This is a genomic window from Pseudomonas sp. NA-150 (assembly GCF_044336365.1).
Taxonomy (GTDB): domain Bacteria; phylum Pseudomonadota; class Gammaproteobacteria; order Pseudomonadales; family Pseudomonadaceae; genus Aquipseudomonas.
Genome location: NZ_CP172305.1, coordinates 6583783 through 6607259 on the forward strand (window position 1 = coordinate 6583783; position 23477 = coordinate 6607259).

The 23477-nt window shown below is 59.8% G+C and carries 24 protein-coding genes; 8 read left to right on the forward strand and 16 right to left on the reverse strand.

Features of this window, described 5'->3' with window-relative positions:
* Positions 1 to 13: 13 nt before the first annotated feature.
* On the reverse strand, positions 14 to 1024 hold the full coding sequence (gene hemB / locus ACF0H7_RS30650; protein ID WP_397450528.1) for a porphobilinogen synthase: 1011 nt from the start codon (positions 1022 to 1024) through the stop codon (positions 14 to 16).
* Between the two features lie 205 nt (positions 1025 to 1229).
* Here hemB and ACF0H7_RS30655 point away from each other — a divergent pair, with 205 nt between their 5' ends.
* A complete protein-coding gene (locus tag ACF0H7_RS30655) occupies positions 1230 to 1856 on the forward strand; it encodes a DedA family protein (protein WP_397454077.1) in 627 nt (208 codons plus the stop codon).
* Here the strand turns inward: ACF0H7_RS30655 and ACF0H7_RS30660 are convergent.
* On the reverse strand, positions 1834 to 3072 hold the full coding sequence (locus ACF0H7_RS30660) for a sterol desaturase family protein (protein WP_397450529.1): 1239 nt from the start codon (positions 3070 to 3072) through the stop codon (positions 1834 to 1836). The genes ACF0H7_RS30655 and ACF0H7_RS30660 overlap by 23 nt on opposite strands.
* A 161-nt stretch (positions 3073 to 3233) precedes the next feature.
* Here ACF0H7_RS30660 and elbB point away from each other — a divergent pair, with 161 nt between their 5' ends.
* Positions 3234 to 3902: an isoprenoid biosynthesis glyoxalase ElbB gene (gene elbB, locus ACF0H7_RS30665; RefSeq protein WP_397450530.1), complete on the forward strand. Its 669-nt coding sequence runs from the start codon at positions 3234 to 3236 to the stop codon at positions 3900 to 3902.
* A gap of 121 nt (positions 3903 to 4023) precedes the next feature.
* On the opposite strand, the gene ACF0H7_RS30670 is transcribed toward elbB, so the two are convergent.
* The 3 genes from ACF0H7_RS30670 to ACF0H7_RS30680 all read right to left on the reverse strand — a co-directional run bounded on the left by ACF0H7_RS30670 (position 4024) and on the right by ACF0H7_RS30680 (position 7128).
* Positions 4024 to 4491 (reverse strand): YaiI/YqxD family protein, encoded by a 468-nt coding sequence (locus ACF0H7_RS30670; protein ID WP_397450531.1) that lies wholly within the window; start codon positions 4489 to 4491, stop codon positions 4024 to 4026.
* 5 nt (positions 4492 to 4496) lie between these two features.
* Positions 4497 to 5129 (reverse strand): LysE family transporter, encoded by a 633-nt coding sequence (locus tag ACF0H7_RS30675; protein ID WP_397450532.1) that lies wholly within the window; start codon positions 5127 to 5129, stop codon positions 4497 to 4499.
* Between the two features lie 88 nt (positions 5130 to 5217).
* The gene (locus tag ACF0H7_RS30680) at positions 5218 to 7128 is read right to left on the reverse strand and encodes an ATP-binding cassette domain-containing protein (RefSeq protein WP_397450533.1); all 1911 of its coding nucleotides are present in this window, start codon (positions 7126 to 7128) and stop codon (positions 5218 to 5220) included.
* Between the two features lie 46 nt (positions 7129 to 7174).
* Here ACF0H7_RS30680 and ACF0H7_RS30685 point away from each other — a divergent pair, with 46 nt between their 5' ends.
* Complete coding sequence (locus tag ACF0H7_RS30685) at positions 7175 to 7639, forward strand: TIGR02444 family protein (protein WP_397454079.1); 465 nt, start codon at positions 7175 to 7177, stop codon at positions 7637 to 7639.
* Here the strand turns inward: ACF0H7_RS30685 and ACF0H7_RS30690 are convergent.
* The gene (locus ACF0H7_RS30690; protein WP_397450534.1) at positions 7636 to 8715 is read right to left on the reverse strand and encodes an AlgP family protein; all 1080 of its coding nucleotides are present in this window, start codon (positions 8713 to 8715) and stop codon (positions 7636 to 7638) included. The genes ACF0H7_RS30685 and ACF0H7_RS30690 overlap by 4 nt on opposite strands.
* Before the next feature lie 214 nt (positions 8716 to 8929).
* On the opposite strand from ACF0H7_RS30690, the gene ACF0H7_RS30695 reads away from it, so the two are divergent.
* Positions 8930 to 9607, forward strand: coding sequence for an FKBP-type peptidyl-prolyl cis-trans isomerase (locus tag ACF0H7_RS30695; RefSeq protein WP_397450535.1), 678 nt, complete (start codon positions 8930 to 8932; stop codon positions 9605 to 9607).
* A gap of 65 nt (positions 9608 to 9672) precedes the next feature.
* Here the strand turns inward: ACF0H7_RS30695 and rsd are convergent, their stop codons facing one another.
* From rsd to ACF0H7_RS30735, 8 genes are all read right to left on the reverse strand, one after another.
* Complete coding sequence (gene rsd, locus ACF0H7_RS30700; RefSeq protein ID WP_397454080.1) at positions 9673 to 10143, reverse strand: sigma D regulator; 471 nt, start codon at positions 10141 to 10143, stop codon at positions 9673 to 9675.
* 237 nt (positions 10144 to 10380) lie between these two features.
* Entirely contained in the window at positions 10381 to 10872 is a 492-nt protein-coding gene (locus ACF0H7_RS30705) for a disulfide bond formation protein B (protein ID WP_397450536.1), read from the reverse strand.
* Positions 10873 to 11223: 351 nt separating this feature from the next.
* Positions 11224 to 12462, reverse strand: a complete 1239-nt coding sequence (locus ACF0H7_RS30710; RefSeq protein WP_397450537.1) for a heme biosynthesis protein HemY — start codon at positions 12460 to 12462, stop codon at positions 11224 to 11226.
* Positions 12459 to 13580, reverse strand: coding sequence for a uroporphyrinogen-III C-methyltransferase (locus ACF0H7_RS30715; protein WP_397450538.1), 1122 nt, complete (start codon positions 13578 to 13580; stop codon positions 12459 to 12461). Before ACF0H7_RS30715 ends, ACF0H7_RS30710 begins: the two co-directional genes overlap by 4 nt.
* A 73-nt stretch (positions 13581 to 13653) precedes the next feature.
* On the reverse strand, positions 13654 to 14424 hold the full coding sequence (locus ACF0H7_RS30720; protein ID WP_397450539.1) for a uroporphyrinogen-III synthase: 771 nt from the start codon (positions 14422 to 14424) through the stop codon (positions 13654 to 13656).
* On the reverse strand, positions 14421 to 15362 hold the full coding sequence (hemC, locus tag ACF0H7_RS30725; RefSeq protein WP_397450540.1) for a hydroxymethylbilane synthase: 942 nt from the start codon (positions 15360 to 15362) through the stop codon (positions 14421 to 14423). Before hemC ends, ACF0H7_RS30720 begins: the two co-directional genes overlap by 4 nt.
* An 86-nt stretch (positions 15363 to 15448) precedes the next feature.
* The gene (locus ACF0H7_RS30730; protein ID WP_397450541.1) at positions 15449 to 16195 is read right to left on the reverse strand and encodes a LytR/AlgR family response regulator transcription factor; all 747 of its coding nucleotides are present in this window, start codon (positions 16193 to 16195) and stop codon (positions 15449 to 15451) included.
* On the reverse strand, positions 16192 to 17271 hold the full coding sequence (locus tag ACF0H7_RS30735) for a sensor histidine kinase (protein ID WP_397450542.1): 1080 nt from the start codon (positions 17269 to 17271) through the stop codon (positions 16192 to 16194). Before ACF0H7_RS30735 ends, ACF0H7_RS30730 begins: the two co-directional genes overlap by 4 nt.
* Before the next feature lie 140 nt (positions 17272 to 17411).
* On the opposite strand from ACF0H7_RS30735, the gene argH reads away from it, so the two are divergent.
* The 4 genes from argH to ACF0H7_RS30755 all read left to right on the forward strand — a co-directional run bounded on the left by argH (position 17412) and on the right by ACF0H7_RS30755 (position 22700).
* Positions 17412 to 18806, forward strand: a complete 1395-nt coding sequence (gene argH / locus ACF0H7_RS30740; RefSeq protein WP_397450543.1) for an argininosuccinate lyase — start codon at positions 17412 to 17414, stop codon at positions 18804 to 18806.
* 114 nt (positions 18807 to 18920) lie between these two features.
* Complete coding sequence (locus ACF0H7_RS30745) at positions 18921 to 19208, forward strand: hypothetical protein (protein WP_397450544.1); 288 nt, start codon at positions 18921 to 18923, stop codon at positions 19206 to 19208.
* A 209-nt stretch (positions 19209 to 19417) separates the two neighbouring features.
* The gene (locus ACF0H7_RS30750) at positions 19418 to 19663 is read left to right on the forward strand and encodes a TIGR02647 family protein (RefSeq protein ID WP_397450545.1); all 246 of its coding nucleotides are present in this window, start codon (positions 19418 to 19420) and stop codon (positions 19661 to 19663) included.
* 184 nt (positions 19664 to 19847) lie between these two features.
* Positions 19848 to 22700 (forward strand): class I adenylate cyclase, encoded by a 2853-nt coding sequence (locus ACF0H7_RS30755; protein WP_397450546.1) that lies wholly within the window; start codon positions 19848 to 19850, stop codon positions 22698 to 22700.
* A gap of 26 nt (positions 22701 to 22726) precedes the next feature.
* Here ACF0H7_RS30755 and ACF0H7_RS30760 read toward each other — a convergent pair whose 3' ends face one another.
* Both ACF0H7_RS30760 and cyaY read right to left on the reverse strand, forming a co-directional pair.
* Positions 22727 to 22954 (reverse strand): DUF1289 domain-containing protein, encoded by a 228-nt coding sequence (locus ACF0H7_RS30760; protein ID WP_397450547.1) that lies wholly within the window; start codon positions 22952 to 22954, stop codon positions 22727 to 22729.
* A 2-nt stretch (positions 22955 to 22956) separates the two neighbouring features.
* Positions 22957 to 23289, reverse strand: coding sequence for an iron donor protein CyaY (gene cyaY, locus ACF0H7_RS30765; protein ID WP_397450548.1), 333 nt, complete (start codon positions 23287 to 23289; stop codon positions 22957 to 22959).
* Positions 23290 to 23477 lie beyond the last annotated feature (188 nt).

The window sequence follows — 23477 nt, forward strand, 5'->3', positions numbered from 1 at the left end:
TTCCTGTGCGGGCTTACTGCCCTTTTAACAGTTGAGCAGCGCGGACGGCGAAATAGGTAAGGATGCCGTCAGCACCTGCGCGTTTGAAAGCGGTGAGGGATTCGAGAATCACGCCCTCACTCAGCCAGCCATTCTGAATTGCGGCCATGTGCATCGCGTATTCACCGCTGACCTGATAGACAAAGGTCGGCACTTTGAACTCTTCCTTGACCCGGAAAAGAATGTCCAGGTACGGCATGCCCGGCTTGACCATGACCATGTCAGCGCCTTCAGACAAGTCCGCCGCCACTTCGTGCAGCGCCTCGTTGCTGTTGGCCGGGTCCATTTGGTAGGACGCCTTGTTCGCCTTGCCCAGGTTCAGCGCTGAACCCACCGCATCGCGAAACGGGCCGTAATACGCGCTGGCGTACTTGGCCGAATACGCCATGATCCGCACATTGACGAACCCGGCGACTTCCAGAGCCTCACGAATCGCCTGAATGCGGCCATCCATCATGTCGGAAGGCGCTACAACCTGGGCACCTGCTTCAGCGTGGGACAGCGCTTGCCTGACCAGCGCATCGACCGTGATGTCGTTCTGCACGTAGCCGTCTTCGTCGAGGATGCCGTCCTGACCATGGGTGGTGAACGGATCGAGGGCGACATCGGTAATGACGCCCAGCTCCGGGAAACGATCACGCAACGCGCGAGTGGCGCGCTGGGCAATACCTTCAGGGTTCCAGGCTTCAGCGGCGTCGAGGGATTTCTTTTCAGCAGGCGTGACCGGGAACAGCGCCAGTGCCGGAATGCCCAGCGCCACCCACTCTTCAGCGGCTTGCAGCAGCAGATCGATGGACAGACGCTCGACGCCAGGCATCGAAGCCACGGCTTCGCGACGGTTCTCGCCGTCGAGAACAAAAACGGGAAGTATCAAATCGTCTACAGTCAGAACGTTTTCACGGACCAGACGACGGGAGAAGTCGTCGCGGCGATTACGGCGCAGGCGAGTGGACGGAAACGAACGACTAGCGGGGGTAAAGCTCACGACAAAACTCCTGAGCCCGCTCAGACGGGCAAGCGTGACAGTTATAAGCTGCCATTATGAACAATGTATGACAACTCCGGGTAACCCCGCGACTGTGGGACGCATCCATTGTCTATGTAGGAAATCTTAACGTCGAGACACATATGGACACTTTCCTGAATGACGTTGGCGAGTTAGGCTGCGCGTTCATTTCGCCAGCATCCAGATAATGCTCCAACAATTTCTACAAGAATTTGGCTACTTTGCCCTTTTTCTAGGAACCTTTTTTGAAGGTGAGACGATCCTTGTCCTCGCCGGCTTTCTTGCGTTCCGTGGTTACATGGATATCAACCTGGTGGTGGTGGTGGCTTTCTTCGGAAGCTACGCCGGCGACCAGCTCTGGTATTTCATGGGGCGCAAGCACGGCCGCAAGTTGCTGGCACGCAAACCGCGCTGGCAGTTGATGGGCGATAAAGCCCTCGAACACATCCGCAAGCACCCGGATATCTGGGTCCTGAGTTTCCGCTTCGTGTACGGGCTGCGCACCGTGATGCCGGTGGCGATTGGCTTGTCGGGCTATCCGCCTGGACGCTACTTGCTGCTGAACGGTCTCGGCGCGGCGGTATGGGCCGCTGCTTTGGGCGCCGCCGCTTATCACTTCGGTGCTTTGCTCGAAGGCCTGCTGGGCAACGTCAAGAAGTACGAACTGTGGGTACTCGGCGCGTTGCTGATCCTCGGTGGCGTGCTGTGGCTGCGTCGGCGCATCAAGGCAGCGCGCGTTGCCAGGGAAGAGCTGGACTCCCCTCACGTCAAAGCGGCCACCGTCGAAGTCAAGAGTCGGCCAGACGAGTGAAATGACCACGAGCGCAATACAGCCCCATTGCGCTCAGCAGCACGTAAGTCAACACCGCCACCCAACCCAGTGAACCCACGCCCCACAGTCCCAGCGACTGCGCCAGCCCCATCAGCGGCAGGTTCAGCAGTATCCGCACGTACTCCAGCCTGATCGCCCACGCGCGGTTTTCCATGGCGACGCCCAGCACGAACAAACCGAACGCCATCCATACCCAACCCAGCACCAGCGCCGAGGTAGACAGGCTGTCGCCCATGTTCATCAGATAGCTGCCCAGCGCGACATGCGCGGCGAATTGCAGGGTGATGTAAACCTGCTGAGACAGGCTGAGCGGGACGTCGAATTTGCGGAACTGAGCCAGGTCCGGCTTGGCGATCGGGTATTTCGCCGCGACGTCCGCCGGACGCCAGCCTGTGCGCATGAACCAGATCCGCAGCTTGTCCCAACGGCTTTGCGCATGTCGGGCGTCTGCTGCCAACTGTGCATAGAACTGCAGGTTGGCCCACAGCGGGTTCCAGCTCTGCAGCGGTGTGGTCACACCGAAGATCACCGGATCACTGTCCAGCTCTTCCTGGAACGACCCGAACAGCCGATCCCAAAGAATGAACACCCCACCATAATTACGATCCATGTAAATAGCGTTCTGCGCGTGATGAGCTCGATGGTTGGACGGCGTCACGAAGATCCATTCATACCAGCCCAGTTTCGAAATGTGCCGTGTGTGCACCCAGAATTGGTACAGCAGGTTGAGCGACGCAACCACCACAAATACCACGAGTGGCACACCGAGCACCGCCATCGGCAGGTAGAAAATCCAGCTGAGCAGGAAGCCGGTGCTGGTCTGGCGCAGAGCCGTGGACAGGTTGTAGTCCTCGCTCTGGTGATGCACCGAGTGCGCCGCCCACAGAATGTTGCGCTCATGCCCCAGGCGGTGCAGCCAGTAGTAGCAAAGGTCGTAAAGCACAAAAGCAAAAATCCAGACCCATACACTGTCAGCCGACAGTGTTCCTATCGACAGATGTTCCAGGGCGAAGGCGTAAGTCACCAGGCCGACACCCTTGGTCAGCAGGCCGGTGGTGGTGGACAACACGCCGGTGCTCATACTGTTGATCGCATCGGACAACCGATAGGTGCTGACCTTGCGCCAGCGATCCGCCAGCAGCTCGACAGCGATCAGCACAAAGAAGAACGGCACCGCGTACAGGATTAAATTCATGAGGCAGCCAGTTTGGGGAGCAATAGTCAAAGATTAGGCCCGGTTCGGCCAAAACCCTATGGCAGCGAGTGACAAATTAGTGGACATTTAACGACATTCTTGTCGGACACTTTTCAGGCGCTTTTTTTCAAAAAAACGGTTGGCGAACAGGAGCAAACGCGATGCAAAAGAAAGTAGCCGTCATTCTTTCCGGTTGCGGCGTCCAGGATGGAGCTGAGATCCACGAGAGCGTTCTGACCCTGCTACGGCTGGACCAGCGCGGCGTCGACGTACAGTGTTTCGCCCCGAACATTGCCCAGCATCATGTGATCAATCACCTCACGGGCGAAGAAATGCCCGAATCGCGCAACGTGCTGATTGAATCCGCACGCATCGCCCGTGGAGCAATCAAGGACATCCGTGACGCCGATGCCGACGATTTCGATGCGCTGATCATTCCCGGCGGCTTTGGCGCGGCGAAAAACCTGTCCAACTTTGCCATCGAAGGCGCCAAGTGCAGCGTCAATCCTGACCTGCTGGCCCTGGCCGAAGCGTTTGCCGAATCAAGCAAGCCAGTCGGGCTGATCTGCGTATCCCCTGCCCTGGCGGCGAAAATCTACGGACCAGGCGTGACTTGCACCGTTGGTAACGATCCGGAAACGGCAAAAGCCATCGGCAAGATGGGCGGCACCCATAAGGAATGCGCAGTGGGCGAGATCGTCGAAGATGAAGCGCGCAAACTGGTCAGCACGCCAGGCTACATGATCGCCCAGTCGATCAGCGAAGCGGCGGCCGGGATCAACAAGCTGGTGGATCGGGTGATTGAGTTGATTCAGGTGAACGACGAGTAATGCCTGACAGACCGAATTAATCCATTCGCCAGACGCAGATTTTTCTGTAGGAGCTGCCGAAGGCTGCGATCAATCTACACCGCGAAGGTCGTTCCGGCCTTTTCGCAGCCTTCGGCAGCTCCTACAGGGTTTGTGGGTAGTCTCGGACTAAGCGGGTGAGGATTCGATCCAGCGAGTTGGCGAACGCCTGTTTCTCGCGGTCGCCATAAGCGCCCTGCCCGCCGCTCATCTGGCCCTGATCCCGCAGATCAGTGAACAGATTCCGCACCGCCAAGCGCTCGCCCATGTTCTGTTGATCGAACTCTTTACCGCGCGGGTCCAGCGCCGCGACGCCTTTCTTCACCAGCCGATCGGCCAGCGGTACGTCGCTGCAAATCACCAACTCACCGGGCACCGCATGCTCGACCAGGTAATCATCCGCCGCGTCCGGGCCGCTAGGCACCACGATCAATTTCACACACGCGTAACTCGGCTTGGTCTGACTCTGACCAGCCACCAACAACACGTCGAACTGACGCTTCAAAGCGAACTTGATGACCTGATCCTTGGCCGCTTTCGGGCAGGCATCGGCATCGATCCAGACGCGCATGGGGCTCACGCCGTCCCGCGATGAATCGTCGCCAGGAACGCCGCCGCGCCCACGAACAGACCGGCGAAGGTGCGGTTCATCCGGCGTTGTTGTTTTGGCGTACGCAGCAGGCGCAGAACGCGCGAGGCCAAACCGGTATAACCGGCCATGACGGTCAGGTCGACCGCGACCATGGTGGCGCAGATGATCAAGTACTGAGCCAACAATGGCTGATGAGGGTCGACGAACTGCGGCAGGATTGCCAGCATGAACACCAACGCCTTGGGGTTGCTGATGTTCACCAGAAAACCGCGCATGACCAGCGTCAGCGGTCGGCCAATCGGGCGCACATCAGAATCCGTGCTCATGACGCTGGGCAGCGCGCGCCATTGCTTGACGGCCAGGTAGACCAGATAGAGCACGCCAAACCATTTGATCGCGTTGAAGGCCATTGCCGAGGTGGCGAGCACCGCGCCCAGACCCGCAGCGACGATAGCAATCTGTAGTACCAGGGCCAATTGCAGACCCAGCGCGTTCCAATAACCGCGCCAGAAACCGTACTGTAAACCGCAGGACATCGATGCAATGGCACCCGCGCCCGGCGACAGGCTGATCACCCAGCAGGCGGCAAAAAAAGCCAGCCACGTTTCAAGCAACATCACACACCTCGGAGGCAAAACGGTAATGCCCTTAAGCTAATACCGGCACCGAAAAATGACTATTCATTTTTCAGGCCGGTCGCCCGAGTCAGGACAGCGCTTCCAGCTCGGCCTGCATGCTTTCCAGCAACTCCAGCGCTTCCATCCAGGCTTCTTCCAGCTCGGCTTCGCGAACCTTCAGCTTGGCCTGGTCCGCCAGCAGGTCACGCAGCTTGTCTTTGTTCGCCGCATCGTAGTTGGCGGGATCAGCCAACGCCGCTTCGACTTTGGCCAGCTTCTCGTGCAACGTACCGAGTTCATGCTCCAGCTTGTCGGCCTGACGCTTGTGCGGTGCCAGTTGCTGACGCAAGGCAGCCGCCTGTTGGCGCTGGGCTTTCTTGTCGGTCTTGTCCGGATTGACCGGCGTGTTGTTGACTGGCGCGTTGCGCAATCGATAGTCCACGAGCCAGCGCGCGTAATCTTCCAGATCGCCGTCGAACTCTTTGACCACACCGTCAGCGACCAGCAAGAATTCATCGGTGGTGCTCTTGAGCAAGTGCCGATCGTGAGAGACCACCAATACCGCACCACTGAACTCCTGAAGGGCCATGGTCAGTGCCAGGCGCATCTCAAGGTCCAGGTGGTTAGTCGGTTCGTCGAGCAGCAACAGGTTCGGCTTTTCCCAGGCGATCAACGCCAGCGCCAGACGCGCTTTCTCGCCTCCCGAGAAATTCAGCACCGGCTCGTCCAGACGCGCGCCACGGAAGTCGAAGCCGCCGAGGAAGTCGCGCAGGGACTGCTCGCGCTCGGTCGGCGCAATGCGCTGCAAGTGCAACAGCGGGCTGGCCTTGGAATCCAGTGAGTCCAGCTGATGCTGTGCGAAGTAACCCACGGTCAGGTTCTCGCCGCGCACCAGTCGGCCACTCAAGGGCTCGAGTTCGCCCGCCAGGTTTTTGATCAGCGTCGACTTACCTGCGCCGTTAGGGCCGAGCAAACCGATTCGCGCACCGGGGGTGAGCTGCAATTTGACCTTTTCCAGCACTGCCCTTTCGCCGTAGCCCAAACGTGCGTCGGACATGTCCAGCAGCGGGCTGGAGATCTTGTCGGATTCACGGAAGGTAAAGTCGAACGGCGAATCGACGTGCGCCGCCGACAGTTCTTCCATGCGCTCCAACGCCTTGATCCGGCTTTGTGCCTGACGGGCCTTGGTCGCTTGCGCCTTGAAGCGCGCGATGAATTTCTCCATGTGCGCACGCTGCACCTGCTGCTTGTCGTAGGCCTGTTGCTGCTGGGCCATACGCTCGGCGCGAGCGCGTTCGAAGGCGCTGTAGCCGCCACGGTAGAGCGTGATTTTCTTCTGTTCAACGTGGGCGATCTGATCGACCACGGCGTCGAGGAAGTCCCGGTCGTGGGAGATCAGCAGCATGGTGCCGGGATAGCTCTTGAGCCAGTCTTCGAGCCAAAGGATGGCGTCGAGGTCCAAGTGGTTGGTCGGTTCATCGAGCAGCAGCAAGTCCGACGGGCACATCAGCGCCTGCGCCAGGTTCAGACGCATCCGCCAACCACCGGAGAAATCTCCGACCTGACGATCCATCTGTTCGTTGGTGAAGCCCAGACCGGCCAGCAGCTTGCGCGCGCGTGCATCGGCGGTGTAACCATCGGCACTGTCCAGCTCGGCGTGCAGGCGTGCCTGAGCAGCGCCATCGTGGGCCGCCTCGGCTGCCGCCAGATCGCGTTGGACCTCGCGCAAGCGGAGGTCGCCATCGAGGACGTAATCCACGGCAATGCGCTCGAGGGTTTCGATCTCTTGGCGCATGTGGGCGATACGCCAATCGGCCGGCAACAGGCAGTCGCCGGAGTCGGGGGTCAATTCACCCCGCATCAAGGCAAACAGGCTGGATTTGCCGGCGCCGTTGGCACCGATCAGGCCGGCTTTCTGGCCGGCGTGCAGGATTAGCTCGGCGTCTTCTAGCAGACGTTGCGGGCCACGCTGTAAAGTCAGGTTTTGAAGTCGAATCATAATGGCGGCGGAGTCTACCAGCTTCGTCCGAAACAAGTAGATGACTATGCCTTCTGATCTCTGGAGTTTTACCCTCAATCTCTACGCCCGTGCGGGCGTGGAACAAGCCTGCCTGCGCCTGCAAGCTAGCGGGGCCAACGTTTGTACGCTGTTATGTGGCGCATGGCTGGGGCGACGTGGTGTCGAGTGCGACGCCGACCGCCTGCGGGAAATCAGACAATTGGCCACGCCCTGGCACGATGAAGTCGTTCAGCCGCTGAGAGCATTGCGTACGCGCTGGCGAACCGCAGCGGTCAATGACCCTGAATTGGCGATCTTGCGTGAGCAGGTGAAAGGACTCGAACTGGAAGCAGAACGTGAATTGCTGGCGCGACTTGAAGCGCTGACGCAGGGATGGTCCGAAGGTGTTGCGCAGGATCTGACAGCCTGGCTGGACGGACTCGCCGCCGAGGCTGGCCAGCAAAACCGCGACGCGCTGCAGGTGCTGCGCGTCGCGGCGAACCAGCCTTAAGAGGCGCTGGTTGGGGTAGCAGGTGCGGCTGGCGTTACCGACGATGGCGACACAGGTGCGGTTGCCGGTGTGGCAGCAGCAGCCGGTGTAGTCGACGCCGCTGGCGTCACTGGTTTTGCAACAGCTGCTTTCGCAACGGCAGGCTTGGCAGCAACCGGCTTCGCAGCAGGTTTGGCAACGGCAGGTTTAGCGGCTGCGGGCTTCGCGACTGGCTTGGCTGCAACGGGTTTGGCGGCTGCCGGTTTCGCGGCCGGCTTGGCGGCGGCGGCTGGCTTGGCAGCTGCTTTGACCGGTGCCTTGGCAGCGGCAGGTTTGGCAACAGCAGGTTTCGCTGCGGCTTTGGCGGCTACTGGCTTGGCTGCCGGTTTGGCTGCTGGCTTCGCGGCCGCTGTTTTAGCAGCAGGCTTGGCGGCGGGCTTGGCAGCTGCGGTCTTGGCTGGCGCCTTGGCAGCAACTTTGGTTGCGGCCGGTTTGGCAGCAGGCTTGGCAGCAACCGGCGCTTTCGCAGCGGGTTTGGCCGCTGGTTTCGACGCCGCTTTTGCAGCAGGTTTAGCAGCGGCTGCTTTGGCCGGAGCCTTCGCAGGTGCTTTTGCCGGTGCTTTGGCAGCAGCAGTTTTAGCTGGAGCCTTGGCCGCTGCGGTAGGAGCAGAAGCTTTCACCGCGACAGGCTTCGCTGCGCGCAGGCTCAAGGTTTTACCCACGGCTTCTTTGACGCGACCGATGCCTTGAGCCAACTTCAGGCTCTCTTGAGCATCGCGCTTGAGCCCAAGAATGTAGGTGCGGGTTTCGCTCTGACGAGCCTTGAGTGCTTCAAGCATCTCTTCGAGCTCAGCAACGCCCTGCTTGGCTTTTGCTTGTGCCTTGGCTTTGCCGGCAGTCGCAGCGTCTTGCAGTTTGGTGCGGGATTTGTGCAGTTTTTCTTGGGCCTTGCCGCGTTGCTTTTCCAATTTGGCGAGCAGTTTTTCTGCATCGGCCATGGCTTGGGAGCAGGCGTTTTCAAGGTGTTCGAGCAGGCTGGTGGAGAGTTGCTGTAACAGGTGCAGCGGAGTATTTACTGATTTCTTTTTGGCCGTCATGACTGACCTCCTGGCTGGCGTATTTGCGGCTCATACTAGACCTCTGCATGGACCGCCGCTAGGCCATGTTGACAGTAACAATAGACGCACGTTTCACACTCTGGTGAAAGTTGAAAGCATCGGCAGTGACCGTCCGGTGAAATTCCCTTCAATCCCAGGCAGCAGCGAGGCGATTGCTTTGGCATAATCGCCACTTCCCAGGCTGGAGTGCACCATGTCGCGCTACCTATTAATGTCTCTGTTTCTATTGCTACCGCTGGCGCAAGCTGCCGAAACTGCGGCCCCCGCCAGCGACCACGATTTGGCTTACAGCCTGGGTGCGAGCCTTGGCCAGCGGCTGCGGCAAGAGGTTCCCGACCTGCAAGTCCAGGCGCTGATCGAGGGTCTGGAGCAGGCTTACCAAGGTAAACCGCTGGCACTCAAAGACGAGCGCATCGAACAGATTCTGCGGGATCACGACGCCGCGGTTACGCAAGCCGAGGACGCTCCACCGCCCGAGCCACAAAGCGAAGCGGCGATGAGCACCGAGCAAAAATTCTTGAGCGCGGAAAAAGCCAAGCCAGGTGTTCAAGTGTTGGCCGACGGCATTCTGATGACCGAGCTGACGCCTGGCACGGGTCCAAAACCTACCGCATCGGATCGGGTTCAGGTGCGTTATGTCGGTCGCCTGCCTGACGGCACGATCTTCGACCAGAACAACCAGCCACAATGGTTTCGCCTGGACAGCGTTATCGCTGGCTGGACCACCGCGCTGCAAAGCATGCCCGTGGGTGCGAAATGGCGTCTGGTGATTCCGTCGGCACAAGCCTACGGCGCGGAAGGTGCCGGCGATTTGATCGACCCGTACACGCCGTTGGTATTCGAGATTGAGTTGTTGTCAGTCGCTCAGTAACGCATCAGCGCACTGCGGACTTTCAGAACCGGGGCGCGGAGCACGCGCCCGGTGAGCCACAGGCGTCAGGCCTCGGCGGTTTGCGTCTTGTGCGCGTTATGCAGCACTTCGATCAGGCAATCTTCGAGCTCGAAGCGTTCGTGCAATAAGCCGCCCAGCTTCTCGAACTCAGCCTTGACCGTGGTGCAATCAGAGCAGTCACCCTTGTCGCAGCGATCATTGAACGCCAATGCGAATTGGGTAATGGCTTCGATACGAGGGTAGAGGGTCTCGGCCAACTCAAGGCCGCGCTGATCATTGAAGGCCTTGGCTTCGCTGGTCAGTTGTTCATAGACCTCGAAGTGCCCGGCCGAAACGTAGTCGACCAGAATCCTGCAAAATCCTTGCAGTGACTCACGATCCGTCGCCAGAGACTCTGGCTTGGCGCCAAGAGCATCGTAGCTACGAACCAATTCCTGGCGGTCCTCAAGCCAGCGATCAATCAGCTTATGGACCCCACCCCAGCGCTCCTGAGCATTCTGACAACTTTCCAGCATGATGATCTCTCTTCCCTTCAGGGTCATGCGACTCTGCGCCACGTGCCCAGACTTTTAGTAAGACTCTCTACGAGAGGCGGGTCTGAATAAAGCCACAAGAGCAGCAGATTTCCGTTAACGCGTGCGGCTCAGATTATGCCCGCACGCCGACCCCTTCAAGGTACGCAGGAGATAAAGTTCATACAAGTGTTTAATCCGACTTTGCGCAATTGCCCGGTTTCGTACTAGCTGGGGCACTTAGTCACGCTGAAGTAATTGATAGGCTGCTAACAAGATCAGCCCCGCGAACGCCAGCAAACTCCATTCGGGAATGCTCATGCCGAACAGTGTCCAGTTGATTTCAATACAGTCGGCCGTGCCATCGAACAACAGACTCACCACCTTCGTGAAAGGCATTGTCTGAAGCAGGTACCCCAGGCCGGGCAGGCAGGATGCAGGGTCTTGTGCCGGGGCCGTTTGCAGCCACACCTGACGCCCTGCCGTGCCGGCCCCGGCCAAGGCGCAGAGCAGGATCAGCGCCGAGTAAATTCGCCAGCCGATCTTGCCGGGAGCGTGTAGGAATGCAGCCAGCGAAATTAAACCGAAGGCGATCATGAAAACCCGCTGGACGATACACAGCGGGCAAGGCTCCAGCCCTACACCGTATTCAAGATAAAACACCCCACCCATGATGAGCGCACAGGCGATGAAAGCCAGAAAAAACAAGGAGCGCGAGTGGGCCAGGTGCATGGCAAATCCGTTACAGAATGCGAAGGGCATTACGGTAGAGTAAAGCGCCCAACGCTTTCAAGGCGAGGACACGCAGAACTTTCCGCAATGGTGTAGGCACTTACCGACGCGTTTAAACGGAAATTGCACATCCGCTTGTAGGATTATTCGCTGAGACCGGAAATCCGTTGAAAAACCGGTCCGCATCAAACCCAAAATCCTTGGTCGCCAGCGGGATCGCCAAGATCAATGCGAAAGGTGGAATCGGGCGCTGCCCAAATCCTGTAGGAGCCGCCGAAGGCTGCGAAGGCGGCGTATCTGGCACACCACCGTAGCAGTCCGGCGCATGGACGGCCGTCGTTTAACTGTTGGCTAGCCTCTGGCCAACACCGGTAACGGACGCGACAGAAAGCGCTCATCCAGCAGGCCCAACCCTTCCTGGAACAATTGATTACTGCGATCGGTTTCACCCAACTGCGCCAACAGCCGCGCCAGCTCGGCACAGGCTTCCGGGTTGCGCTGCAGGCTGAGGCTGCTTTCCAGATAGTCGCGCGCCTTGCCCCATAGACTGTTGTGCAGGCACAGACGCCCGAGGGTCAACAACAGGCTTGGGTCTTCGGAATGCTGCTTGAGCCAACCTTCGGCCGTCTGCAATTGCTTGGCTGGGTCGCTGCCGTGCAGCAGGCCGTAGAGTCGTGCCAAGTGGCTGTTGTATTCACGTTTGATTGCCGCACGCAGAACCTCCTCAGCCTCGGCATGTGCGCCCAGTTGGCGCAGTTGCTCGGCATAGGCCAACACCAGTGGCGGCTCTTGACGCTGCGCCGAGGAGAGCTGCTGCCACGCGTTATTGAGCGACGCCAGGCCCGCTTCGCCTTCCTGATCACGCTGCGCGGCGAGTGTCAGGTTTTCACCCCAGGCACGGCGCTCCAACTCAGCCAGTTCAGTTGGCGGCAGGACTTTATCCTTGCGCAACTCCGGCATCAGTCGAATCAACGCCAACCAATCGCCTCGTTGCTGATACAGCCTCTGCAACTGCCGCAGCACCTGCGGGTTACGCGCGTGACGGTCATGCATGGCCTCTAGCGTGACCAGCGCACCGTCGCTGTCGCCACGGTCGAGTTGCAGCTGGGCATGACTCAGGGCGATCGCCAGTTCGGCGTGTGGCTGACGCGCCAGGGCTTTCTCAAGCAGTGCATCGCACTCGTCGTAGTTGCCCAGTTCGTTGGCAGCCCGAGCGGCCCCCAGGTAATGCAGCAGCGGTTGACGGTCAGCGTCGGCGGCACGTTGCAAGTGACGTTGCGCACTGGCCCAGCGACCTTCGGCGAGGTCCAACTGGCCCTTCTCGATAGAGGTCTGCACCCGACGACTGTGATTGCGTCGCGACCATGGATTGACCACACCATTGGAGGCCAACACCACACCGAGCGAAGCGCGCACCAATAGCACCACCAGCCAGATCGCCAGCAACAGCCCCAGCGCTGCCCACAGGCTCGATTCATAGCGGAAGTTTTTGTACGCGATCAGCACGTAGCCGGGGTGCTCGGCAATGGCGACGCCAACCAATGCCGCGATGACGATAACCGCGAACAGAATCAGGTAGGCGCGTTTCATTGAGGCGCCTCCTGCTTGGCTTGCACTGCCGGTTTCTCGGCCGGCGCATGGCGTCGCTCAAGGTACGCCTGAAGCGAGCTCAAGCTTAGCGCCAGATCGGGGGTGACCACCGAGACCGGCTGATTGACCAGTGCTTGCAGACGCTCATCCAGCGCCTTGCTTTGCGGATTATCCTGATTGAAGTTGCTCTGCAGCACGTTGCGCGCCTCAGCCAGCGCCTGGCTGTAGACCTTGGCCTCGCCATTCAACGCCGCCCACTGCGCTTGCTCCAGCGCCAAACTCAAGGCCAGCCGAACTTGAGTCAGGCTTTGCCCCGCCAGGATCGGACGAATGTCTTTATCGGCACTGAAGTCGATGCGGATGTAATGCGATATCTGATCCCACCATTGCGCCCAATGACTGTCGCTGGCGTCGCCCGGTGAGGTCAGCCCCAGCAATGAGCCACCCTTGTCCTCATACTCCGGCGCCAGTGCTGTGAGCGTGATCGCCTGGTCGCGCAAGGCCCCTAGCTGCAGGAACAGCCCCGTGCGATCCGGCTGTTCGACGCTCCGCAGCGCGGCCAGACTTTTGGCCAATTGCTCGCGAGCGGCGAACGCTCCCGGATCATCCTGCTCACGCAGAATCTCGTCCGCGCCTTGCACCAGCGCCGAAGCGCTGTTGATATCTTGCAGCGCCGACAGACGCAGGCTGGCGAGGCGCAGCAGATGTTCTGCTTCGGCCAGTCGCCAGTCTTGCCGACTGGCGCCGAGCACGGTTTCCAGACGCTCGCTCAGGCGTTGCTGATCACCCTGGAGTTGGGCGACCAGACGGCGACGGTCTTCCAGCTCATCAGCACCGGGCAGCGTTCCCAAGCGCGTCGCCAGCAGTTGCTGGTTCTGTTTGAGCACCTGGGTCTGGGCATCGATATCCTGCAATTGGCCAACCTGCTGCTGATGACCACTTTGCAGATTGCGCAGTTGCCAGACACCCCAGCCTCCGACCGCCACGCCGGCGGCACCCAGCAGCAATGCGAGCAGCGCCAGGCCGTTGCCACGGCTCTTGGCCGGCTTGCTCGGGATGGGCTCTGGTGTTTCAAGCACGGTGTCGAGATGTTCTTTGGGCAAGTCTGTTTCGCTCACGTATCCATCCTTTGCATTAGTGCGCAGTCATTTCTGCGACGACTCTATTCCGAAGGGCCTGTCGCTGCTACGCCTAGAGGGCGGGCTGGGGAAACTCCCGTAACGCCGCCAGCAAAGCCATGGCACTCGCGCCACGGCAATCCACAACCGTTTGGGCACCGGCAGCACGCGCCATGTCGGCCACGCGCGAGCTCGGCACAAACAAGGGCAAGCGTGCCAGATCCGGCCAGGCTTCACCCGCCAGCAGGCGCAAGTGTTCGAAACCCTGCCCACTGCTGACCACCAGCCCGTTCAAGCGTTCCGCCTCAATCCGCCGCGGCAGCTCGCCGTCCGCGTAGTGCGGCAGGTTACGCCGATACAGGGGTAGATAATCGACACTAGCACCTAGTTCGCGCAACCGCTCGGCCAACAACTCCCGCCCGCCTTCACCACGCATGATCAGCACGCGAACGTCCGGCTCGGTCAGAGCATCCTTGAACGTTTGCAGTTCAAGCAACGCCTCGCTGTCATCACCCGTTTGTGGGTAAGTGGCGTTCAAACCGTAGTCGTCGAGAATCTGCGCAGTCGCCGCGCCCACACAAAACCATTGCGTGGTTATCGGCGGCTGCGGCCAGATTTCGTCTACCCGCTCCAATCCGAGGCGCGCGGCGGGCTTGCTGACGACAATCACCAGCCGATAAAGATGCAGGCCATAGATCATCGACTGATGCTCCCCGCTAAGGGGCAACGGCTCGATGTCCAGCAGCGGCAAGCTGTTGCTGAAGATGCCCGCGTCAGCCAGGGTAGCCGCCAGCGCGGCTGACTCCTGCTGCGGGCGCGTCAACAGCAAACGCCAGCCCGTCACTCTTCGCCGGCCTCGCCATAGACCTTCTGCAAGATCGCTTGCGCGCCCTGTGCCAACAACGCTTCGGCAACTTGCACGCCCAGCGTCTGTGCCTCTGCACGTGAGGCGCGGGCGTCGGCACTGAGCAGCAAGCCACCGGCTGGATCACCCACCAACCCTCGCAGCCACAGCTGCTCGCCCTCAAGCACGGCGTAGCAGGCGATCGGCACTTGGCAGCCGCCATTCAAGTGCTTGTTCAACGCACGCTCGGCCGTGACCCGATCCGCCGTGTCGACGTGATTCAGAGGCGCAAGCAAAGCATGGATTTGCGTATCGGCGCTGCGGCATTCGATCCCCACCGCACCTTGGCCACCGGCGGGCAGGCTATCGTCGACGCTGATGGCCGCTGTGATGCGGTCTTCGAAACCGAGGCGGATCAAACCGGCGGCAGCGAGGATGATCGCGTCGTACTCGCCGGCATCCAGCTTCGCCAGGCGGGTATTGACGTTGCCACGCAGGAAATGAATTTTCAGATCGGGGCGTCGCGCCAGCAATTGCGCCTGGCGCCGCAGGCTCGATGTGCCGACGATGCTGCCCGAGGGCAATTCATCGAGGCTGGAGAAGGTGTTTGAGACAAACGCATCGCGCGGGTCTTCACGTTCGCAGATGCAAAACAGGCCCAGACCTTGAGGGAAGTCCATCGGCACGTCTTTCATTGAATGCACGGCGATGTCGGCTTCATCTTCCAACAGAGCCGTTTCCAGCTCCTTGACGAATAAGCCCTTGCCGCCGATCTTCGACAACGGCGAGTCCAGCAGCTTGTCGCCGCGACTGACCATGGGCACCAGCGTCACGATCAATCCCGGATGAGAGGCTTCCAGGCGGGCTTTGACGTATTCGGCCTGCCACAGGGCCAACGCACTTTTGCGGGTAGCAATGCGGATTTCGCGAGAGGACATGGATCAATCCGTACATGAAGAGATAGGGCGGATAATAACAGCTCAGCCATACCCTCCGCTGCCCGCGAAACCTGCGGCGTTTCGTCCTAGAGCTGCTGCATCATTTTCCTTACACCGGCGACATGCCGGCGGCTGACGATCAATGCATCGCCGTTGAGGCCTTTGAGGAACAACTGGAAGTGCCCCAATGGCGTACGCTGCAAACGCTCGATGCGCTCACGGGCGACCAGCGCGTTACGGTGAATGCGCACGAATCGATCACCGAATTCGTCCTCCAGCGCCTTGAGCGGCTCATCCAGCAGCACTTCGCCGCCCTCATGACGCAAAGTCACGTACTTGTGATCGGCGATGAAATAGATCACCTGGTTCAATGGGATCAGCTCGATACCTTTGCGAGTCCGCGCGCTGATGTGGCTGCGCGGACCGTTGCCTGATTCGGCGGCGGGGCGGGTCATGGCCGCCAGTTGCACCCGGTTCGGGCGCTCGGCTTTTTTCAAGGCTTCCAGTAAATGCTCGGCGCGCACCGGTTTCACCAGATACCCCACGGCACTGACCTGAAACGCTTCCAGGGCAAACTCGTCGTGGGCGGTGCAAAAAACCACGGCCGGCGGTGTCTCACGCTCGCACAATCGAGCGGCGACTTGCAGACCATCAAGGCCCGGCATACGGATGTCGAGTAACACCACATCCGGTTTAAGACTGTCGATCAACGCCAGGGCTTCTTCGCCGTTGGTGGCGCTGGGTTCTAGGACTCGATAACCATCGAGTTCGCTGACCAGGCGGCTAAGACGCTCGCGGGCCAGGGGTTCGTCATCAACGATCAGGACATTCATATTGCTTTGGCTTCCTGCGTGAGTCTCGCACAAGGATAGCGTAGACAGGTGAAGTGACGACCGTCACGGCGCTCCACGCTCAGACTGGCGCGGGGCCCAAAAAGTGCCGCGATGCGCGCACCAATGTTCACCAATGCTTGATGGGTGCCATTGGAAGCCTGCCGCCTGGCCTCTTCGTCATAGGGATTGCTGACACACAATATGAACTCTCCCTCTCTATAAGTCGCTTCGACCCGAACTACACCGCCTTCAACTCTGGGGGCTATGCCGTAGAGCAAGGCGTTTTCAAGTAATGGTTGTAAGGTTAGCTGTGGAATCGGTAAGTCGTCTGGAATTGCACTGACTTCCCAGTCCAACTGTAGACGCTCTCCGAGCCGGTATTGCTCAATCGATAGATAACGTTTCGCCAATTCCAGTTCGTCGCGCCATGTCACCAGATTCCCCGGCTTGGCCAGACTCGCGCGAAACAGGTCGGAAAGGTCTAGCACCGCCTGCTCCGCCTTGATCGGATCGCTCGCCACCAGGCTGGCAATACTGTTTAACGTATTAAAGAGAAAGTGCGGGCGGATCCGCGCTTGCAGCGATTCGATCCTGGCCCGCAGTTCTGCCTGTTGTTGCTTGCGCCACTGGCTTTGCAGATAAAAGTAACGCAGCACCAGCGCCGACATAATCAACGCGATCAGCGAATACCGTAGATAACGTTCGACCATTACGCCAACCGAGGCGGTACCCGTGAGCTCACAATAGTCTGTGACCGAGGTACACAACACCGTCAAACCGACTACCAACAGACAACACAAACCGCCCGCCAGCCCTGCCGGCAAACGCGCCAGCCACGGGCGCAGGCCGCACATCACGGCCGCCGAGAGCAGCACGATCCATTGCACGAATAACGAAATCAAGGCGAGCCGCACCCAATTGAAGGCCGGCACCATGGGCTCGACCAACACCAGGACCATCACCAACAGCTCGGCCAGAACCACCAGCACCAACAATGCCTGGGGCACACACAGCTCAGGAAGAAAGAACTCTTTGCCCGGCGCAGGCGCCGTACTTGTCTTCAATTGATTTCGCATGGGGCTAGTCTCTGCGCCACTGGCCCCAGCGGCAAGCCGCCCAAGAATAAAAAAACGACAACCCTGTTATTATCGCCAGCGCCGTCTCCACATCGGCCTCTCTACTTTTTTCAGCAGCCAGCAGACTTACGAGCGAACCCATGAGCACCGACAAGACCAACCAGTCCTGGGGCGGCCGCTTCAGTGAACCCGTCGACGCGTTCGTCGCCCGCTTCACCGCCTCCGTCACCTTCGATCAACGCCTGTATCGTCACGACATCATGGGCTCCATCGCCCACGCGACGATGCTGGCCCATGTCGGCGTTTTGACCGACGCAGAGCGCGACACCATCATCGATGGCCTGAACTCCATTCAAGCCGAGATCGAAGCCGGTTCATTTGAATGGCGCATCGATCTGGAAGATGTGCACATGAACATCGAAGCGCGTCTGACCGACCGTATCGGTGTCACTGGCAAAAAGCTGCACACTGGCCGTAGTCGCAACGACCAGGTCGCGACCGACATCCGCCTGTGGCTGCGTGACGAAATCGACCTGATCCTGGCTGAAATCACTCGCCTGCAACAAGGCTTGCTGGGCCAGGCCGAGCGTGAAGCCGAGACCATCATGCCGGGCTTCACCCACCTGCAGACCGCGCAGCCGGTGACATTCGGTCACCACATGCTGGCCTGGTTCGAAATGCTCAGCCGCGACTACGAGCGCCTGGTCGACTGCCGCAAGCGCCTCAATCGCATGCCCCTGGGCAGCGCCGCACTGGCCGGCACTACCTATCCGATCGACCGCGAGCTGACCTGCAAGCTGCTGGGTTTCGACGCCGTGGGCGGCAACTCGCTGGACAGCGTCTCCGACCGCGACTTCGCCATCGAATTCTGCTCGGCCGCCAGCGTGGCGATGATGCACCTGTCGCGCTTCTCGGAAGAGTTGGTGCTGTGGACCAGCGCGCAGTTCCAGTTCATTGACCTGCCGGACCGCTTCTGCACGGGCAGTTCGATCATGCCGCAAAAGAAAAACCCTGACGTCCCAGAATTGGTTCGCGGCAAAAGCGGCCGCGTGTTCGGTGCGCTCATGGGTCTGCTGACCTTAATGAAGGGCCAGCCATTGGCCTACAACAAGGACAACCAGGAAGACAAGGAACCGCTGTTCGACGCGGCCGACACCCTGCGCGACTCGTTGCGCGCGTTCGCCGACATGATTCCTGCGATCAAGCCCAAGCACACCATCATGCGTGAAGCGGCCTTGCGTGGTTTCTCCACCGCCACCGACCTGGCGGACTACCTGGTTCGCCGTGGACTGCCGTTCCGTGACTGCCACGAAATCGTCGGTCATGCCGTGAAGTACGGCGTGGAAAGCGGCAAGGACCTGGCCGAGATGAGCCTCGAAGAACTGCGCAAGTTCAGCGACCAGATCGATCAGGACGTGTTCGCCGTGCTGACGCTGGAAGGCTCGGTCAACGCCCGTAATCACATTGGCGGCACTGCGCCGGCGCAGGTCAAGGCTGCGGTGGTTCGTGGCCAGGCGCTTCTGACCTCGCGCTAACTCTCTGCCTGTAGGAGCCAACTTGTTGGCGAGCAGCCAGATGCGGCGTGTCAGGCCGTGAGCCTCGCCAACAAGTTGGCTCCTACAGGTTTCTTCCAAATTTCAGGAAATACCATGAACGACCAAATTGACAACATCGATGAAGACGAAGAAGAATTCGCCGAATCGACCCTGATCCAGGCCATCGAGAATCAGCTCGAAAGCGACAACCCGCCTGCCGCCAAGGCGACCTACAACAAGCTGACGCTGGTGGGCTATGAGCGTGACGACATCCTGCAAATGATGGCCCACGTCCTGGCCGTGGAAATCGATGCATTGCTGGAAGAGGACCGCGCGTTCAATACCGAGTGGTACGAACAGGCCCTGCGCGCCCTGCCCGAGTTGCCGCCTGAAGCAAAGTGACGATTGACCGTCGATCCGCCAGCAAAAACTCCAGCACCTGACTACACTGCAAAAGCCCCGCTGCCACATGACGTCCGGGGCTGTCACGCGAAGCCTGCTTTATGGGTCATCAAGAACTCAATAAGCGCGGAACCACTGGTTCCTGTGCCTTGACTCGAGACTTCTCCACAGACCAGGTGGGCGTATTACTAGAAAAGTCCGGAGCACCTATGTCGTATACCCCTGAGTTGGTTGCCGAACTGGAAATCCTTGCACTGTTCAATCTGGGCAATACCCTTGAGGGCTTGAAAGTCCATCACGTAGCAGCTCCTTCCGCGATTGCCGCCGCCCACAGACTGTTCGATAAAGGGCTGATTACCCTGACCGATGGCGGCTACCTGACAAGCCTTGGGCTCGAAGCTGCCAAGCATGCCCAATCCCTCCTGACCATCCTGAGCGTCACCGAAGCCGCCTGATTACCGATGTCTGGCTCGCGGGAAATTCAAATCCCCGTCTCGCGAGCCATTGTTAAACCCGAGAAGACGGTAATATTTTGACGTCAAAAATTAAATTCTGCTTAAAAGTGTCTGACCATAGGCTGTAAACTGCTCGCTGCCTTGAATCTTCCTTCTCTCGAGCCCGCACGCCGGTTAGTTTGCGATGACGCGTAATTTTGAAATTCGCCCCGACCTGGATGAGGGCATCGACCGCAAGGTTCTCAGCCAGCTGCGCAATCGGTTCCTGGCCCTCAACGACGGTCGGCTAGGCCGCGCCATGGAAGGTCTGTCGACGCGCCAACAGGCCGTTCTGACCCTCTTGCCGCTGTTTTTCCACGTCAATCACCCGCTACTGCCCGGTTATGTCTCCAGCAGCGCGCCTGCCGGGGTGTCCGGCTACGAGCCCGAAGCCCATGCGCTGGCTGAAGCTCAACGCCTGACCCGCTCGTTTTCCTATAAACAGCGCCGAGGCAACCCGCCCGAGCCGATTCATGGCCTGTTTCTGATGGGCAGCCTCGGAACGCTGGCGCAGGCCGAGCAAAGCGATATGGATGTCTGGGTTTGCCATGACCCGGAACTGACCCCGGACGCGATCGCCGAACTGCGCAAGAAATGCCAGGCCCTCGAAACCTGGGCGGCGAGCCAGGGTACCGAAGCGCATTTCTTCCTGATCGACCCCACACGCTTTGTGTTAGGCGAGCGTGACGCCAAGCTCAGCTCCGAAGACTGCGGCACCACCCAGCATTACCTGCTGCTGGACGAGTTCTATCGCACCGCCATCTGGCTTGCCGGGCGCACGCCGCTGTGGTGGCTGGTACCGGTTTATGAGGAGCAGCGCTACAGCGAGTACACCCATACCCTGATCTCCAAGCGCTTTATCCGTGCCGACGAAATCCTCGACCTCGGCCATCTGGCGCATATTCCTCCCGGCGAGTTCATCGGTGCGGGCCTGTGGCAGCTGTTCAAAGGCATCGAATCGCCTTACAAGTCGGTGCTCAAGCTGTTGCTGACTGAGGTCTACGCCAGCGAACACCCGCAGGTGCAGTGCCTGAGCCTGCGCTTCAAGCAAGCGGTGTTCGCCAACCAGCTCAATCTCGATGAACTGGACCCGTACATGGTGGTGTACCGGCGCATCGAGGAATACCTGATCGCCAGAGGCGAGCCCGAACGCCTGGAAGTGGTGCGTCGGAGCCTGTACCTGAAGGTCAACAAAAAGCTCACCGCCTCGCTTCGTCAGCGCACGACCAGTTGGCAGCGCCTGCTGCTGGAGCGGCTGGCCAAGGAGTGGGGTTGGGATGAGCGCCAACTGGCACTGCTTGATAGCCGCAGCCAGTGGAAAGTCCGACAGGTCTCTACCGAGCGCCGGGCGTTGGTCAATGAGCTGAATTACAGCTACCGCTTCCTGACTCAGTTTGCCCGCACGCAACAAGCCGCCAGCTTGATCAACAAGCGCGACCTGAACGTGCTCGGCCGCCGACTGTACGCAGCGTTCGAGCGCAAGGCCGGCAAAGTCGAGTTTATCAACCCGGGAATTGCCCCGGACCTGGCCGAAGACACCCTGACGCTGGTGCATGCGCCCAACAAGCGTGAACCCGGCAAAACTCAATGGGGCCTGTACAACGGCAGCCTGGGTGCCCAGGAATGGGAGCATTTTTCGCCAATCAAGCGCAGCCGGGAACTGCTGGAATTGCTGGCCTGGTGTCACCGCAACAATGTGATCGACCACGCCACGCGCCTGGCGCTGCACCCCGGCACCAGCGATCTGACCGAGTTTGAGCTGTTCAATCTGATCGGCAGCCTGCAACAGGCGATTCCCTTGCCGCTGGAAACCGTCAGCGAAGAACGACTGCTGCGCCCGAGCATGCCGCGAGAGGTGTTGCTGCTGATCAACGTCGGCGTCGATCCGCTCAAGCATCACCGGGACCTGAATATCCTGATGACCACCGAGCGTACCGATTCGCTGAGTTACGCCGGGGTCCGGGAGAATCTGGTGCTGACCCTCGACCAGATCACCCTCAATAGCTGGAATGAAATACTGGTCAACCGCTATGACGGCCAGCATGCGCTGCTGGACTTTCTCAGCGACTTCCTCAGCAACCTGCCCGAAGGGCCGGAGCAACCCCACCTACGCGTGCGTTGTTTCTGCCATAACCGCGCGCCGGCGATTGCCCAGCGCGTCGAGGAAATCGTCAACACCGCTCAGCTATTGCTGTCCCGGCGCCTGAATCATCGGTATTTGATTCAGGTTCAGCAGCACTACCACCTGCTGGAAATGAAACCCGGGCAAGTCAACCACGTACCCCTGGCCAGCCTGCCGGCGCTGCTCGACTACCTGGCCGAAGAGCTGCCGGGCTATAGCCCTCTGCATCTGGATCCGCACGCCCTTGATGACCACGATTTGGCGCTGATCCTGCCCCATGGCCAGCCCGAATGTATCCAGGTGTTCTACCGACTCAGCGAGCTGCACGCCGATATTTACGTGCTCGACGAGCACAATGCCCTGTGGCATCAACGCTTGCCGTACCACGACGAGACCAGCCTGCTGCTGCCGCTGCAACGCTTCTTCCAGTCCCTGGTGTACCGTCGCGGCGCCTTGCTGCCGCTGGACAACCCGCTGCAACCCGTGGCGCTGGAAACCCTGTATTACCAGGTCTTGCCCAACGGTCCGAGCCGCGCCCGGCGCATCGAAGCCCGAGCGGCACCGGCGACCCCTGTGGATAAACCCTTTTATGACGTGCAGGCGATTATCGAACAGGCCGCGCCGGGGCAAGTCAGCGTCACCCTGTACTGCAACCATCGGGAATTTTCGGAGCTGGAGTACGGAGAGCAGTTGTTTACTGTGGTGGCCAAGCAGATTCTCGAGCAACGCAGCGAAGCCCAGCGCTACCGCTGCTACATCACCGACCTCGACCTGTCCGGCCTGCTGGGCGACGCGCGCGGGCAGAGCATTTTGTTCCTGCGTTACAAGGCCGATCTGGAGAAAGCGCTGAATAGCGCGATGGATAGGGTGTCCTAAACAACCTTGTAGGAGCGGGAGTCAAGTCAGACGCTTTGGCGGCGCTGTTCGGCTTCCGCGCGGATCTGGCGGCGACGGTCGTCGTCTGCCGAACGCCATTCGCGGATGTCTTCCACATGGCGCCAGCAGCCGGTGCAGACCTTGTGCTCGTCCAGCCGGCACACGCTGATGCACGGAGACGCGACCGCCGGGCTGACGTTGCTGAACAGGGGCTTGGCCGGTTTGACCGGCGCTGGCGCAGTGTATTCGGTCACGATCAGATCTCGTCGAAATCCAGCTCGACACCGCCCTGCTCAAGGACGATACGCACCAGCATCTCACTAAGCAGTTCATCACTGGTATCGCAAACCCAACGTTTTTCTTCTTCGTCGTAGTCGAAATGGAAACCACCGGAACGCGCCGCCAGCCACAGCTGACGCAACGGTTCCTGACGACTGAAAATCAGCTGCTGACCGTTTTCGAACTTAACGGTCAGCACGCCGGCCGAGTTTTCCAGATCCAGATCGAGATCGCTCTCGTCGAAGATATCCTCCAGCGCTTGCTGGGTGGCATCGACCAAATCGTGAAAGCGGGCTTCAGTCAAACTCATTACGCAAACCTCAAAAAGTGTCTACCGACGACGCAGCGCCGCAAGATACGGTCGCTTTCAGACAATTGCAAAGCATACCCGCCCAACAGCTGTCGGCAACGTCGATAATCTTCAGTCACGGTAGGGTTATTCACCCAGCCCTTATTTCCCGGTGCCGCCAGACGGGTGGGCGCCTACATAGGCAAGGC

Coding starts and splice junctions, on each gene's coding strand:
- ACF0H7_RS30660 (WP_397450529.1), bottom strand. CDS start 3,072: ATGAATTTAATCCTGTACGCGGTGCCGTTCTTCTTTGTGCTGATCGCT.
- elbB (WP_397450530.1), top strand. CDS start 3,234: ATGCAAAAGAAAGTAGCCGTCATTCTTTCCGGTTGCGGCGTCCAGGAT.
- ACF0H7_RS30670 (WP_397450531.1), bottom strand. CDS start 4,491: ATGCGCGTCTGGATCGATGCCGATGCCTGCCCGAAAGCGGCCAAGGAT.
- ACF0H7_RS30675 (WP_397450532.1), bottom strand. CDS start 5,129: ATGTTGCTTGAAACGTGGCTGGCTTTTTTTGCCGCCTGCTGGGTGATC.
- ACF0H7_RS30680 (WP_397450533.1), bottom strand. CDS start 7,128: ATGATTCGACTTCAAAACCTGACTTTACAGCGTGGCCCGCAACGTCTG.
- ACF0H7_RS30685 (WP_397454079.1), top strand. CDS start 7,175: ATGCCTTCTGATCTCTGGAGTTTTACCCTCAATCTCTACGCCCGTGCG.
- ACF0H7_RS30690 (WP_397450534.1), bottom strand. CDS start 8,715: ATGACGGCCAAAAAGAAATCAGTAAATACTCCGCTGCACCTGTTACAG.
- ACF0H7_RS30695 (WP_397450535.1), top strand. CDS start 8,930: ATGTCGCGCTACCTATTAATGTCTCTGTTTCTATTGCTACCGCTGGCG.
- rsd (WP_397454080.1), bottom strand. CDS start 10,143: ATGCTGGAAAGTTGTCAGAATGCTCAGGAGCGCTGGGGTGGGGTCCAT.
- ACF0H7_RS30705 (WP_397450536.1), bottom strand. CDS start 10,872: ATGCACCTGGCCCACTCGCGCTCCTTGTTTTTTCTGGCTTTCATCGCC.
- ACF0H7_RS30710 (WP_397450537.1), bottom strand. CDS start 12,462: ATGAAACGCGCCTACCTGATTCTGTTCGCGGTTATCGTCATCGCGGCA.
- hemC (WP_397450540.1), bottom strand. CDS start 15,362: ATGTCCTCTCGCGAAATCCGCATTGCTACCCGCAAAAGTGCGTTGGCC.
- ACF0H7_RS30730 (WP_397450541.1), bottom strand. CDS start 16,195: ATGAATGTCCTGATCGTTGATGACGAACCCCTGGCCCGCGAGCGTCTT.
- ACF0H7_RS30735 (WP_397450542.1), bottom strand. CDS start 17,271: ATGCGAAATCAATTGAAGACAAGTACGGCGCCTGCGCCGGGCAAAGAG.
- argH (WP_397450543.1), top strand. CDS start 17,412: ATGAGCACCGACAAGACCAACCAGTCCTGGGGCGGCCGCTTCAGTGAA.
- ACF0H7_RS30745 (WP_397450544.1), top strand. CDS start 18,921: ATGAACGACCAAATTGACAACATCGATGAAGACGAAGAAGAATTCGCC.
- ACF0H7_RS30750 (WP_397450545.1), top strand. CDS start 19,418: ATGTCGTATACCCCTGAGTTGGTTGCCGAACTGGAAATCCTTGCACTG.
- ACF0H7_RS30755 (WP_397450546.1), top strand. CDS start 19,848: ATGACGCGTAATTTTGAAATTCGCCCCGACCTGGATGAGGGCATCGAC.
- cyaY (WP_397450548.1), bottom strand. CDS start 23,289: ATGAGTTTGACTGAAGCCCGCTTTCACGATTTGGTCGATGCCACCCAG.